The sequence below is a fragment of the Stakelama saccharophila genome (assembly GCF_032229225.1).
In the GTDB taxonomy this organism is placed as follows: Bacteria; Pseudomonadota; Alphaproteobacteria; order Sphingomonadales; family Sphingomonadaceae; genus Sphingomonas; species Sphingomonas saccharophila.
In genome coordinates, this window is sequence record NZ_CP135076.1 from 2,359,511 (window position 1) to 2,373,709 (window position 14,199).

Genomic DNA, 14,199 nt, shown 5'->3' on the forward strand with positions numbered 1-14,199 from the left:
TAACGGCCCCTTGAAACCAAAACGGATTGATCTGTCTAAAAGCGGTTGTCGCGCGGGAAGCCGTTCGGCGGCATCCGCCCGGCCGCCCCACGCGCGGCGCGCCAATTCGACATGTCGGGTTCGGTGCGGATGCGGCCTTCCTTGCCGCCCATCGTCCAGCTCAGCCCTTCCTCGAACCGGAAGGTGCGCGCATCCGAAAGCCCACCGTCGCGATAGCGCTGAAGCTGCACCCCCTGCCCGCGTGTCAGCTCGGCGAGTTCGCTCAACGGAAAGACCACGAGCTTGCGATTGTCGCCCACCGCGGCGACATAATCGTCCTCCGCCGCGATCGGGCGGACGATGGTCAGCCGCGCCTTGCCCTTGGGATTGACGACCTGCTTGCCCTTGCGCGTTTCGGCGATGACATCGGCCGTCTTCACCTGGAAGCCGCGCCCGTCGCTCGCAACCACGAGCAGCTTGTCCGCAGCACTCGCCGCGACGAAGCCGGCGATTCCCGTTTCGCCGCCCAGATCGATCATCGACCGGACAGGCTCGCCGAAACCGCGACCGCCGGGCAGCCTGTCCGCACCGATGGTATAAAACCGGCCATTCTCGGCGGCGAGCAGCAGCTTGTCGGTGGTCTGCGCGTGGAAGGCGAAGCGCGGGCCGTCGCCTTCCTTGAATTTCAGTTCGTCGGTCGCGGCGAGATCGACATGCCCCTTCATCGCGCGCACCCAGCCGCGTTCCGACAGGATCACGGTGACCGGCTCGCGCTCGATCATCGCCTCCAGCGGGATGTCGCGCGCCGGCCCCGCCTCCTCGATCGCTGTGCGCCGCGCGCCCAGCGCCGTTTCCGGGCCATAACGGTCGCGCACCGCCTTCAGGTCGCGCTTGAGCCGCGTGCGCTGGCGCGCTTCGGAGCCGAGCAACTGCGTCAGTTCCCCCTGCTCCTTTTCCAGCGCGTCGCGCTCGTTGCGCAGTTCCATCTCCTCGAGCTTGCGCAAAGACCGCAGCCGCATGTTGAGGATCGCCTCGGCCTGACGGTCGGTCAGCCCGAATTCGGCAATCATCACCGGCTTGGGCTCGTCCTCGGTCCGGATGATCTCGATCACGCGGTCGAGGTTGAGGAAGGCGGTGATATAGCCTTCCAGCAGCTCCATGCGGTCGGCGATCTTCGCCAGCCGGTGCTCGGTGCGCCGCCTGAGCACGACGAACTGGTGCGCGACCCAGGCCGACAGCGCCTCACGCAGGCTCATCACGCGCGGCGTGCGATCCTTGTCGAGGACGTTGAGGTTGAGACCGAACCGGCTCTCCAGGTCGGTCATGCGGAACAGGCCGTCCATCAGCGTCGTCGCATCGACGGTGCGGCTGCGCGGTTCGAGGACGATGCGGATCTCGGCATCCGATTCGTCGCGGACGTCGGCGAGGATCGGCAGCTTCTTGTCGTTGATGAGCCCCGCAATCTGCTCGATCAGCTTGCCCTTCTGCACGCCATAGGGGATCTGTTCGATCACCGCGAGCCACTGTCCCCTGCCCTGATCCTCGATGGTCCAGCGCGCCCGCACGCGGAACGATCCGCGGCCGGTGGCATAGGCGTCGGCGATCGCCGCTTCGCTGTCGGCGATGATGCCGCCGGTCGGGAAATCGGGGCCTTTCACATATTCGAGCACCGCCGCATCATCGGCGCCGGGCTGGTCGATCAACATGATCGCGGCGTCGATCAACTCGGCGGCGTTGTGCGGCGGAATGCTGGTCGCCATACCGACCGCGATGCCGCTCGCGCCGTTGGCGAGCAGATTGGGGAACAATCCCGGGAACAGCTCGGGCTCGCGTTCCTCGCCATTATATGTCGCGCGGAAATCGACCGCGTCCTCGTCGAGGCCGGCCATCAGGTCGATCGCGACCTGCGTCAGCCGCGCCTCGGTATAGCGGTAGGCCGCCGCATTATCGCCGTCGATATTGCCGAAATTGCCCTGCCCGTCGACCAGCGGATAGCGCAGCGAGAAATCCTGGGCGAGCCGCACCATGGCGTCATATACCGACTGGTCGCCATGCGGGTGATATTTGCCGATCACGTCGCCCACCACGCGCGCCGATTTCTTGTAGGCTTGCGCCGGATCGAGCCTGAGCAGCCGCATCGCCCATAAGAGGCGGCGGTGTACCGGCTTCAGCCCGTCGCGGACATCGGGGAGCGAGCGCGCGGTGATGGTGCTGAGCGCATAAACGAGGTAGCGTTCCGAAAGCGCGCTATCGAACGGCGCATCGACGATCGCGTTGAAGGGGTCGGTAAGATCGGTTGCCATGGAGCCGCGATAGCAGGGGGATTTGCGGTGCGCTAGGAAGTGCGACGGTCGGGGATGAACGGGCAAATCGGGTTCGGTGACAAGCGGACCCGGCCACGAACCTCATTCCCGACGACGGCCGGGATCGCTCCCGGCCGGGCGACAGCTCCGAGGTCGTTGCGGAACCGCTCCTGCATCGGCCGAGGCGGAATGGCTTATCGTCTCCCGCATCGTCATGCTGAACGCGATTCAGCATCCAGAGTCGCAATGGCCCCAACGCTTTGCCTGGCGACTTTTCGTCGGCATGACAAATCGGCTGACAGGATCGCGATCCGGTGCGCCACTCGCCTTTGGAAGCCATGCGGGCAAGTCCGATTGCACGCCCGCCCCCCTTGTCGTATAGCCACGAACCTCCCGCCCCGGCCCGCGCGGACTGACCCCGCGTCCGCCGGGGCCGATTCTTTTGGAAGGTACACGCGCCATGGCTCGCCGCCGCCAGATTTATGAGGGCAAGGCCAAGATCCTCTACGAAGGCCCCGAACCCGGCACGCTGATCCAGTATTTCAAGGACGACGCGACCGCCTTCAATGCCCAGAAGAAGGGCACGATCAGCGGCAAGGGCGTGCTCAACAACCGGATTTCCGAGCATATCTTCACGATGCTCGCCGGCATCGGCGTGCCGACGCATTTCATCCGCCGCCTCAACATGCGCGAGCAACTGATCCGCCAGTGCGAGATCGTGCCGATCGAGGTCGTCGTGCGCAACGTCGTCGCAGGCTCGCTGTCGAAACGGCTGGGCATCGAGGAAGGGCAACCGCTGCCGCGCACCATCATCGAATATTATTACAAGGACGATGCGCTCGGCGATCCGATGATCAGTGACGAGCATATCCTCGCCTTCGGCTGGGCGAGCCAGGACGAACTGCACGATATGGCGGACATGGCGATCCGGGTGAACGACTTCCTGTCGGGGCTGTTCGCGGGGATCGGCATCCGCCTGGTCGACTTCAAGCTGGAATTCGGCCGCGTCTGGGACAATGACTATGCCCGGATCATCCTCGCCGACGAGATCAGTCCCGACGGCTGCCGCCTGTGGGACACCGCCTCGGGCGAAAAGCTCGACAAGGACCGGTTCCGCCGCGACCTGGGTGGCGAGGTGGAGGCCTATCAGGAGGTCGCCCGGCGCCTGGGGCTTCTGCCCGAAGACGGCGATTCGGCGGTGCTCGATCTGGACAGCCATCGCAAGCGCCGCGGGAAGTAGACTCGCGGCTTGCGGGCGGCGCGCCCACGCTGCATAGGGCGCGCATCCCGGTCACCGGCAAAGAGGCCTGCCCATGAAGCTCCGCATCGTCGTAACGCTCAAGAACGGCGTGCTCGACCCGCAAGGCAAGGCGATCCAGCACGCGCTGGGTTCGCTCGGCTTCGACGGCGTGTCGGACGTGCGCGCCGGCAAGATCTTCGAACTGACGGTCGCCGACGGCACCAGCGACGAGGCGATCGACGAGATGTGCCACAAGCTGCTCGCCAATACGGTGATCGAGAATTATCGGGTGGAGCGCATCTGAGATGAAGACCGCGGTCATCGTCTTTCCCGGCTCCAATTGCGACCGCGACATCGCCGTGGCGCTGGAACGGGTCACCGGCACCGCGCCCGCCATGGTGTGGCACGGTGAGAGCGAACTGCCGGACGGCCTCGGCCTGATCGCGCTTCCCGGCGGCTTTTCCTATGGCGACTATCTGCGCTGCGGCGCCATTTCGGCACGCTCGCCCATCGTCCGCGCGGTTGTGGAAGCGGCGGGGCGCGGCGTGCCGGTGCTCGGCATCTGCAACGGCTTTCAGATTCTGACGGAGACGGGGCTGCTGCCGGGCGCGTTGATGCGCAACCGCGACCTCAATTTCGTCTGCCGCGACGTGCCGCTTCGGGTCGAGAATGTCCGGTCGATCTTCACCGGGCGGTACGAGAAGGACGAGGAAATCCTGATCCCGGTGGCGCATCACGACGGCAACTATTTCGCCGACGCCGAAACGCTCGACCGTATCGAGGGCGAAGGCCGCGTCGCCTTTCGCTATGCCGAAAACGTCAACGGATCGGCGCATGACATCGCCGGACTGCTGAACGCACAAGGCAACGTACTGGGCATGATGCCCCACCCCGAACGCCGCATCGAGGCCGCGCATGGCGGTGACGACGGTCGGCGGATGTTCGAGGGACTGATGGAAGCCGTCGCGGCCTGAACCCGAACGTGCTGCCGAGCGGGGACCGAGCCGGTCTCAGACCCGCGTGCTGAACGGCGTGAAATCCGTGCCCGTGTCATACACATCGACGCCCTCGCGCCGCTTGAGCGCGCCGACCACCAGATAGGTGACGGGCGTCAGCAGCACCTCCCAGCCGACCTTCAGCGCCCACTGCGTCAGGAGCACGGTGAGGACGAGGCCGTTCGTCCAGCCTTCCGCGCCCCAGAAGGCAAGCGGATAGAAGATCAGGCTGTCGACGCCTTCGCCAAAGACGGTCGAGCCGATCGTGCGCGTCCACAGCATCCGTCCGCCGGTCCAGACCTTCATCTTCGCCATGACGAAGCTGTTGACGAACTCGCCCGCCCAGAAGGCGCAGATCGAGGCGGCGACGATGCGCGGCACCTGGCCGAAAACGGCTTCATAGGCAGTCTGGTTGGTCCAGCCCGGCGCCGGGGGCAGCGCCACGACGATCCAGGCCATGACCGCCATGAACACGACCGCACCGAACCCGGCCCAGATCACCCGGCGCGCGCGGGCATAGCCATATACCTCGGTCAGCACGTCGCCCAGCACATAGGACACCGGAAAGAACAGGATGCCCGCACCGAACGGCCAATCGCCGATCAACGGCAGGTCGACCGTCGCCACCTTGCCCGCGCCGATCACATTCGACAGCAACAGGATGGTGACGAACGCCGCCATGAGAAAATCAAAATAGCGAAAATGCCCGCCGGCCATGGCGCCGGCATCGACGCGCCGAAGCGTGCGGTGATCCCCCTGGTCCATGCCGCGGTTATGATCGCCGTTTCGCGACGCCGCAATTGCCGTTATGGCACTGGGATACGCGCCCGTAGCTCAGTCGGATAGAGCACGAGACTTCTAATCTTGAGGCCGCTGGTTCGAATCCAGCCGGGCGCGCCATTTCCGGTTCGGTCATCGTTCGGTCTGCGCCGATTCAAGATGCGCTTTCGACAGATGTGAACCAATACCCTGTACGGACTGGCCAGCGCGATCTCGCGCAAGGGCCACCAAATCGCTGCTAAACAACGCTTCTTTCGACGGTCGGGAACGAAAGCTCCGTTCAGCCTTTAATGATGCGGGTTTGGTAGAGCGAACGGTATTTGCGTGGAACAGTCGACGGTGCGGTCGCTGCGGTCGGGACCGCGGCACAAGGTGTTTCTGCCGGCAGAAGCGGAATTCGGGCAGGCGCGCCACCGCGTGCATCTGCTCGATCTGTCGCGTGGCGGTGCCCTGCTCCACAGCGAAACGCCGCCACATTACAACGACCATATCCTGCTGCTGGCCGGGCCGATCACGCGGCGGGCGCGGGTGACGCGCGTTCTGGACCGCAAGATCGGCATCGCGTTCGTGGCACCGCTCAGCGAAGAGGAACTGCGCGATATCCTCGAAGAGCATCAGACAATGCTGCTGCACCACCGCGAGCGGATGGCGATGCACGATCAATCGGTGATTCGCTGAACGACGCCTAGTACGTTTCCCGACGCGGTCGAACGTGGCGCCGCGTCCGTAATCCCGGGCTCCTGCTTTCGCAGGAGCCCATGCGAAGTGATGCGACCTAATCGGGAAATGCGCTAATTTGCCGAAATCGGCTGGACGACAGCGCGGTTGCGGTCGAACACCGTCGCGCCGGCCGGCGCGAACGCGACGTGATCGTCGGTCACGATAGCATAGCGGTCGCCTTCATAGTCCGAAATGTCAGCAACCAGCCGGGGCGGCGGGGGCGGATCGTAATGTTCCGGCGCGGCCTGATTCGTCACCAGCACCGGCGTATCGAGGCTGGTCAGGGCATAAAGTTTCTTGGCGAAGGCGCGCGGCATACGGATACAGCCATGCGACGCCGGACGGCCCGGCAGATAGCCGGCGTGCATCGCGATGCCCGACCAGGTCAACCGCTGCATGAACGGCATCGGCGCATCCGAATAGAGATTCGAGCGATGGAAAATATTCTTTTCCAGAATGAGAAACTCGCCCGTCGGCGTTGCCTTGCCGGGCTTGCCGGTAGAGACGGTCGTGGCGCCGATGAGTTCGCCGCCGCGATAGACGAACAGTCGCTGCATCGGCAGGCTCACGACGATTTCCACCTCGCCTTCGCCGGGATCGGCCGCCCAGAGCGACTGGCCGGTCGCAAGCCGGTTCGCGGCGGCGATCGTTACGGGCCCTGAGCCGGCCCGCGCCGACGCCGCCACGCTCGTCAGCGCGAATCCCAGGGCAATGGAAAGCCCGATGGTGCGGGGCATGAACACTCTCCCGATAACAGGCGGTCCGGAAGGGGGCGGAAAACGCCTCCTTTTTGCGCTATAGCATGGTTAACGCAAGATCAGCGCCTCCGGCTCCCGTCCCGTGCTGGCACGATCCGTGCTACAATTGGATCCGCCATGCCTTTCTGCCCTACGCCTTCGCTGGACCGCCGTTCGCTGCTGCGGATGTCGTTGCTGGTCACCGGGTCCGTCCTGGCGGACGGATGCGTCCCGGATGTATCCGAGCCGGATCGGACCGCGCGCTCCCGTCCAACGGCGCCGGCCGGCGTCGATCCCGTCCTGTTCGCCCAAGCGGTGCAGGCCTTGCACGAGCACGGTGCCGACATTCCCCGTCAGGACAGAATCGGCATCGCCGATTTCAGCCTGTTTTCGGCTGCACCGCGTTTCCATCTGATCGACCTGCGGCACGGCACGGCGCACACTCTCCGCGTGACGCACGGTAGCGGATCGGACCCCGCGCACACCGGATTCCTGCAGCATTTCTCCAACCGGTCCGGTTCCAACGCGACGTCGCGCGGCGTTTATCGTACCGACGATTATTATACCGGCGAGCATGGCCGATCCCAGCGGCTCACCGGGCTGGATCCGACCAACGACAACGCCATGGACCGGGCCATCGTCATCCACGCCGCCTGGTATGCGGAACCGGAAATGATTGCGCAGCACGGCAAGCTCGGCCGCAGTCAGGGATGCTTCGCCGTGGCCGAGGCCGATCTCGACACGGTGTTCGCCGTGCTGGGCCAGGGACGGATGCTGTATGCCGGTCGCGGTGAACGCGCTCGCAGCGTCCAACCCGCTGGCGCGCCTGAACTTTCGCCGCTACATCGGCGTACATGACCGAGACCCTGGGCGCGACCATTCCCGACGATGTCGAACGTGCGGTGCATGCGGTGTTGAAGACGGCTTGCGACCGCTCACTGACCTTGACCGCGGCCGAAAGCTGCACGGGCGGGCTGCTCGCCTCGCTCCTGACCGACGTGGAAGGCGCCAGCCATGCCTTCGAACGCGGGTTCGTGGTCTATTCCAAGGAGGCGAAGTGCGAGCTTCTGCACATCGCACCCGAACGGATCGATCGCTGCGGCGCGGTCAGCCGCGAAGTCGCGCTGGCGATGGCGGAGGGGGCGCTCGCCGCCTCCCATGCCGACATCGCGCTGTCCATCACCGGCTTTGCCGGGCCGGCCGGGTCTGATGACGAACCGGGCCTGGTGCATCTCGCCTGCGCCCGTCATGGCCGCGAAACCCGCGCGCGCGAGGAGCATTTCGGCGATATCGGCCGCGGGCCGACGCGGATCGCGGCCATTCGTACCGCGCTGGAAATGATCTCGGAGATGCTGGCGTGAACGAATCGCACCCTTTCTGGTCGCTGCACGAACATGGTTTCGTGCGCGTCGGCGCCTGCACCCCGATCGCGACGGTCGGCGACCCCGCCCGCAATGCCGAAGCCACCATCGCGCTGGCGCGTCAGGGCGACGAGGCCGGGGCCGACCTCCTCGTCTTTCCCGAACTGAATCTCACATCCTATGCGATCGACGACCTGCATTTGCAGGACGCGCAATGCGACGCCACGGAAGCGGCGCTGGCCGATGTGGTCGCAGCCAGCCGAACGCTGGCGCCGGTCCTGCTGGTCGGGGCGGCGCTGCGGCGCAACGGGCGCCTCTACAACTGCGCGGTCGTGATTTCGCGGGGCCGGATTCTGGGCGTCGTGCCGAAAAGCTATCTGCCCAATTACCGCGAATATTACGAGAAGCGCTGGTTCGCGCCCGGGATCGGGCTGAACGGCCTGGAGATCGACGTCGCGGGCCAGCGCGCACCCTTCGGCCCCGACCAGATCTTCGCCGCCGACGATCTCGACGACTTCGTCTTTCATGCCGAGATCTGCGAGGATTACTGGGCCTCCATCCCGCCTTCGACGCACGGCGCGCTCGCCGGCGCGCTGATCCTGTGCAATCTGTCGGCATCGAACATCATCATCGGCAAGGCTCGTGAACGGGCCATGTTGTGCGCATCGCAGGCGAGCCGGGCGGTCGCCGCCTATGTCTATTCCGCCGCGGGGCCCGGCGAGAGCACCACCGACCTCGCCTGGGACGGCCAGGGCATGGTGCACGAACCGGGCGAGCAGATCGCGGCATCCGGGCGTTTCGACCTGGCAACCGAAATCGTGCTGGCCGATGTCGATGTCGAGCGCCTCCGCCTGGAGCGGATGCGGATGCAGACGTTCAACGATTCGGCGATCGCCGACGGCCATCCCGAAACCCGGTTTCGCCGCGTTGCCTTCACCCACCGGCCGCACCGGGCCGACAAGGGCCTGCTGCGCCCGATCCGCCGGTTTCCGTTCGTGCCGAACACGCCGGCCAAGCTGGACGAGGATTGCTACGAAGCCTTCAACATCCAGGTCGAAGGGCTGCGCAAGCGTATCGTCGCCAGCGGCGCCAAGCGTCTGGTGATCGGGGTTTCCGGCGGGCTGGATTCGACTCATGCCCTGATCGTGGCGGCAAAGGCGTTCGATCGGATGGGGCGCGACCGCGCGGACATTCTGGGCTTCACCATGCCGGGCTTTGCGACCGGCGACGCCACAAAGTCCAACGCCTGGGCGCTGATGAACGCGCTGGCCATTACCGGCGAGGAAATCGACATACGACCGGCGGCGCGGCGAATGCTGGAGGATATGGGCCATCCCTTCGCGCAAGGGGAACCGGTCCACGACATCACCTTCGAGAATGTCCAGGCCGGACTGCGCACCGATTATCTCTTCCGCCTGGCGAACCAGCGGGAAGGCTTCGTCGTCGGAACCGGCGATCTGTCCGAACTGGCGCTCGGCTGGTGCACCTACGGCGTCGGCGACCAGATGAGCCATTACGCCGTCAATGCCGGCGTGCCCAAGACGCTGATCCAGTATCTGATCCGGTGGTGCGTCTCGTCGGGTCAATATGACGCCGAGACGCACGACATCCTGCAGGCGATCCTGGAAACGGACATCTCGCCCGAACTCGTGCCCGCGGGCGAGGATGGCGAAATCCAGAGCACCGAGACGACCATCGGTCCGTACGAACTGAACGACTTCTTCGCCCATCACGTCATCCGCTTCGGCCTTCGCCCGTCGAAGATCGCCTTCCTCGCCTGGCACGCCTGGCACGATGCCGCCGCCGGACGCTGGCCGGCCGGCTTTCCCGACCATGTCCGCCATGAATACGATCTCGGCGAAATCGTGCGCTGGCTCGAATCCTTCCTGCGGCGCTTCTTCGGGACCAGCCAGTTCAAGCGTTCGGCGATCCCCAACGGGCCGAAAGTGTCCGGAGGCGGGGCGCTGAGCCCGCGCGGCGACTGGCGCGCGCCGTCGGACGGCACCGCGGCCCCCTGGCTCGCGGAGCTGAGAGCGAAGCTGCCCGGTTCCGAATAGCGCGCGGCGGTTCGCGCAACGGTGCTTTCCGCTATGCGGAATGACCGGCCGATCGCGTTCGGGCCGGAGACGCCCTAGCCATTCTGCGCGCCCGGCCCTATCTCGCTCCTTCGTTTCCAGCCGGCGGCGCGCCTTCCCCGTGCGGCCGGCCTGTCGTCATTGGAGCAAGGATGGACCGCGACACCCGTCTCAAACGCCTGCGCTTCCGCGCCTGGCACCGCGGCACGAAGGAAGCCGACCTGATGATCGGGGGGTTCTTCGACGCGCATCACCTCGCCTGGAGCGATGCCGATATCGACTGGTTCGAGACCTTTCTGGAGGAACAGGATGTCGACATCATGGCCTGGGCGATGGGCGTGCAGCCGGTGCCGCGCAAGTATCAAGGGCCGATGATGGATAGCCTCAAGACCCTGACCTACGTGCCGATTTCGCGCTGATACCAAGGACCACCTTCTCCGTTCGCCCTGAGCTTGTCAAAGGGCTGTTCTTCTTCTCCATCAAGAAAGGCAGTGCTTCGACAGGCTCAGCACGAGCGGAGACGGAGTGCCGAAAAAACCTTCCGATATGCCCGACCTGAAAACCATCATCTCGGCCGCGAAGCCGCTCACCCTTGCCGGCGTTCCGACCGGCTTCCTGCCCTCGCTGCTCGCCGATCTGGCGCGGGCGGCATCCGGCGGCGCGGTGTTCGTGGCGCCCGACGAGGCGGCGATGCGCGCGGTGCTGTCGACCGCGCCCTATTTCGCGCCCGAGCTGGAGGCGATCGGCTATCCGGCATGGGATTGCCTGCCCTATGACCGCGCCTCGCCGACGCTGCGCACTATGTCGGAGCGGCTGGCGGCGCTCCACGCGCTCCAGACGCCGGCGAGGAAGCCGCGCCTGTTCGTCACCACCGTCAACGCCGCGACGCAGCGCACGCTCACCCGCTTCCGCGTGCGCCAGCTCGTCGCGCGCCTCGCGCCGGGCGAGCGTATCTCGCTCGCCAAGCTGGCGGAACTGCTCCAGGCCAACGGCTATATCCGCGTCGACACCGTCGCCGATGCCGGCGAGTTCGCGATCCGCGGCGGGCTGGTCGACCTGTTCCCGTCCGGCTCCGAAAACGGCTTGCGGCTCGATTTCTTCGGCGACGAGATCGAGAGCGTGCGCAGCTTCGACCCCGCCGACCAGCGCACCATCGGCCGCATCGACGGCTTCACGTTGCTGCCCGCATCCGAAGCGCTGCTCGACGAGGACAGCATCAAACGATTCCGCGCCCGTTATCGCGAAAAATTCGGCGCCACCGCAACCGGCGACCCGCTCTACCAGGCGATCTCCGACGGACGCCGCCTCGCCGGCATGGAGCATTGGCTGCCGCTGTTCGAGGAGCGGCTGGAAACGTTGTTCGACCACCTGCCGGGCGATGCCGTGATCGTGCGCGACGCCGGCGATGCGGGCGCGGCCGAGGCGCGGTTCGACGCCGTCGCCGACTATTTCGCCAATCGCGAGCGCGCGCAGTCGAACGATCCCGGCAGCTATCGTCCGCTCGGGCCCGAACAACTCTATCTGACCGCCGAAGCGTGGCGGGCAAAGCTCGATGCGGCGCCGGCGCACCTGACCTCGCCCTTCCACGAACCCGAAAGCGCCACCGTGCTCGATTTCGGCGTCGACGGTCCGCGCGATTTCGCGCCCGAACGCGCGAGCGGCGCGAATGTCTATGACGCCGTCGTCGCGCACCTTTCCGACCTTCGCAAACAGGGCCGCAAACCCGTGCTTGCCAGCTATTCGCAAGGCGCGCGCGAACGGCTCGGCGGCTTGCTGCGCGAGCATGGGCTGACCGGGCTGGCGGAGGCCGATGGCTGGCATAACGCTCTGGGCGTTGCAGCCAGGGGCGTGGCGCAGATGGTGCTACCGCTCGATCACGGTTTCACCACCCCGGACATCGCGGTGCTGACCGAGCAGGACATGCTCGGCGACCGCCTCGTCCGCCGCCGCAAGCGCAAGAAGTCAACCGACGCGTTCCTCAGCGAACTGGCGACGCTGTCGGTCGGCGACCTCGTCGTCCATGTCGAGCATGGCATCGGGCGATATGAGGGGCTGACCTCGATCCCCGTCGGCCAAAGCCCGCACGACTGCGTGGCGCTGAGCTATGCCGGCGGCGACAAGCTCTATGTCCCGGTCGAAAATCTCGAAGTGCTGTCGCGCTACGGATCGAGCGAGGAAGGCGCCAGCCTCGACAAGCTGGGCGGCGAGGCGTGGCAGCGGCGCAAGTCGAAGATGAAGGAGCGCATCCGCGAGATCGCGGGTGAACTCATCGCCACCGCCGCGCAGCGCGCACTGCGCAAGGCCGAGGCCGTCGAGCCCGATGCCGGCGGCTATCCGGCGTTCGTCGACCGCTTCCCCTTCGAGGAAACCGAGGATCAGGACCGCGCCATCGCCGATGCGCTCGAAGACCTGGGCGCCGGCCGGCCGATGGACCGTCTGATCGTCGGCGATGTCGGCTTCGGCAAGACCGAGGTTGCGCTGCGCGCCGCCTTCGTCGCGGCGATGGCGGGAATGCAGGTCGCCGTGGTCTGCCCGACGACGCTGCTCGCGCGGCAGCACGTCATGAACTTCACCCAGCGATTCGAGGGCTTCCCGGTCAATATCGGGCGCCTGTCGCGCCTCGTTCCCGCCGCCGAGGCGAAGGCGACCAAGGAAGGGCTGGCGAACGGCCAGATCGACATCGTCGTCGGCACCCATGCGCTGCTCGCCAAGACGATCGATTTCAAGCGTCTCGGCCTCGTCATCGTCGACGAGGAGCAGCGTTTCGGCGTGACGCACAAGGAACGGCTGAAGGCGCTTCGGGCCGATGTCCACGTCCTCACCCTCACCGCCACGCCGATCCCGCGCACCTTGCAGATGGCGATGTCGGGCCTGCGCGAACTGTCGGTGATCCAGACCCCGCCGGTCGACCGTCTGGCCGTGCGGACCTATGTGATGCCGTGGGATCCGGTGGTGCTGCGCGAGGCGCTGTTGCGCGAGCATTATCGCGGCGGGCAGACCTATTTCGTCACCCCGCGCGTCGCCGACCTGCCCGATCTCGAACAATATCTGCGCGAGGAGGTGCCCGAGGTCAGCTATGTCGTCGCGCACGGCCAGATGTCGCCGACCGAGGTCGAGGAGCGGATGTCGGCCTTTTACGACAAGCGCTACGACGTGCTCCTGTCGACGACGATCGTCGAAAGCGGGCTCGACATTCCGAGCGCCAACACCATGATCATCAACCGCGCCGACAAGTTCGGCCTCGCCCAGCTCTATCAGCTTCGCGGGCGCGTCGGCCGGTCGAAGACACGCGCTTACGCCTATCTGACCACGTCCGAGCGGCAGATGACCGACGCTGCGGAAAAGCGGCTCAAGGTGTTGTCGGACCTCGATTCGCTCGGCGCCGGTTTCCAGCTCGCCAGCCACGATCTCGACATTCGCGGCGCGGGCAACCTGCTGGGCGACGAACAGTCGGGACATATCAAGGAGGTCGGCTACGAACTCTACCAGTCGATGCTCGAGGACGCGATCCTGGAAGCGAAATCGGGCGGACTGGCCGAGGCGAGACGCGAATTCTCCCCGCAGATCACCGTCGATGCGCCGATCCTGATACCGGAGGACTATGTCCCCGATCTCGACCTGCGCATGGGGCTGTACCGCCGCCTCAACGATGTCGAGGACAAGCAGGGCATCGAGGCATTCGCCGCCGAACTGATCGACCGCTTCGGCAAGCTGCCGTCCGAAACCGAGAACCTGCTGCGCCTGATCGAGACGAAGCTGAATGCGAAAAAGGCCTGCATCGCCAAGATCGACCTCGGCCCGCGCGGCGCGCTCGTGACCTTCCACGAGGACACCTTCCCCAATGTGGAAGGGCTGCTCGGCTATGTGGAACGGCTCAAGGACACGGCGAAGCTGCGTCCCGACATGAAGCTCGTCATCAACCGCGCCTGGGGCGACCCCAAATCGCGCCTCAACGGCGCACTGCAATTGTCGCGCGGACTGGCGAAGGCGGCGGGGTGACCCCGCCCGC

12 protein-coding genes and 1 tRNA gene are annotated in these 14,199 nt (G+C 65.8%); 10 read left to right on the top strand and 3 right to left on the bottom strand.

The features are described from left to right. Positions 1-35 precede the first annotated feature (35 nt). On the bottom strand, positions 36-2,282 hold the full coding sequence (gene parC, locus RPR59_RS10935; protein ID WP_313913959.1) for a DNA topoisomerase IV subunit A: 2,247 nt from the start codon (positions 2,280-2,282) through the stop codon (positions 36-38). A gap of 460 nt (positions 2,283-2,742) precedes the next feature. Between parC and purC the strand changes: the two genes are divergently transcribed. The 3 genes from purC to purQ all read left to right on the top strand — a co-directional run bounded on the left by purC (position 2,743) and on the right by purQ (position 4,496). Further along, positions 2,743-3,522, top strand: a complete 780-nt coding sequence (gene purC / locus RPR59_RS10940; RefSeq protein ID WP_313913961.1) for a phosphoribosylaminoimidazolesuccinocarboxamide synthase — start codon at positions 2,743-2,745, stop codon at positions 3,520-3,522. A 73-nt stretch (positions 3,523-3,595) separates the two neighbouring features. Then, complete coding sequence (gene purS / locus RPR59_RS10945; RefSeq protein WP_313913962.1) at positions 3,596-3,826, top strand: phosphoribosylformylglycinamidine synthase subunit PurS; 231 nt, start codon at positions 3,596-3,598, stop codon at positions 3,824-3,826. A 1-nt stretch (position 3,827) separates the two neighbouring features. Beyond that, a complete protein-coding gene (gene purQ, locus RPR59_RS10950) occupies positions 3,828-4,496 on the top strand; it encodes a phosphoribosylformylglycinamidine synthase subunit PurQ (RefSeq protein WP_313913964.1) in 669 nt (222 codons plus the stop codon). A gap of 36 nt (positions 4,497-4,532) precedes the next feature. Here the strand turns inward: purQ and RPR59_RS10955 are convergent, their stop codons facing one another. After that, positions 4,533-5,282, bottom strand: coding sequence for a queuosine precursor transporter (locus tag RPR59_RS10955; protein ID WP_313913966.1), 750 nt, complete (start codon positions 5,280-5,282; stop codon positions 4,533-4,535). Positions 5,283-5,340: 58 nt separating this feature from the next. Here RPR59_RS10955 and RPR59_RS10960 point away from each other — a divergent pair. Then, positions 5,341-5,417, top strand: a tRNA-Arg gene (locus RPR59_RS10960). Between the two features lie 204 nt (positions 5,418-5,621). Next, positions 5,622-5,975, top strand: coding sequence for a PilZ domain-containing protein (locus tag RPR59_RS10965; protein WP_313913967.1), 354 nt, complete (start codon positions 5,622-5,624; stop codon positions 5,973-5,975). A gap of 113 nt (positions 5,976-6,088) precedes the next feature. Here the strand turns inward: RPR59_RS10965 and RPR59_RS10970 are convergent, their stop codons facing one another. Continuing rightward, positions 6,089-6,754, bottom strand: coding sequence for a L,D-transpeptidase family protein (locus tag RPR59_RS10970; protein WP_313913969.1), 666 nt, complete (start codon positions 6,752-6,754; stop codon positions 6,089-6,091). A 138-nt stretch (positions 6,755-6,892) separates the two neighbouring features. Here RPR59_RS10970 and RPR59_RS10975 point away from each other — a divergent pair, with 138 nt between their 5' ends. From RPR59_RS10975 to mfd, 5 genes are all read left to right on the top strand, one after another. Continuing rightward, positions 6,893-7,612, top strand: a complete 720-nt coding sequence (locus RPR59_RS10975) for a murein L,D-transpeptidase catalytic domain family protein (RefSeq protein WP_313913971.1) — start codon at positions 6,893-6,895, stop codon at positions 7,610-7,612. Continuing rightward, positions 7,609-8,115: a CinA family protein gene (locus RPR59_RS10980; RefSeq protein ID WP_313913973.1), complete on the top strand. Its 507-nt coding sequence runs from the start codon at positions 7,609-7,611 to the stop codon at positions 8,113-8,115. The genes RPR59_RS10975 and RPR59_RS10980 overlap by 4 nt, the downstream gene beginning before the upstream one ends. Beyond that, a complete protein-coding gene (locus RPR59_RS10985; RefSeq protein WP_313913975.1) occupies positions 8,112-10,172 on the top strand; it encodes an NAD(+) synthase in 2,061 nt (686 codons plus the stop codon). The genes RPR59_RS10980 and RPR59_RS10985 overlap by 4 nt, the downstream gene beginning before the upstream one ends. Before the next feature lie 170 nt (positions 10,173-10,342). Then, positions 10,343-10,609, top strand: coding sequence for an FAD assembly factor SdhE (locus RPR59_RS10990; RefSeq protein WP_313913976.1), 267 nt, complete (start codon positions 10,343-10,345; stop codon positions 10,607-10,609). A 127-nt stretch (positions 10,610-10,736) separates the two neighbouring features. After that, positions 10,737-14,189, top strand: a complete 3,453-nt coding sequence (gene mfd, locus RPR59_RS10995; RefSeq protein WP_313913978.1) for a transcription-repair coupling factor — start codon at positions 10,737-10,739, stop codon at positions 14,187-14,189. The last annotated feature ends 10 nt before the right edge of the window (positions 14,190-14,199 follow it).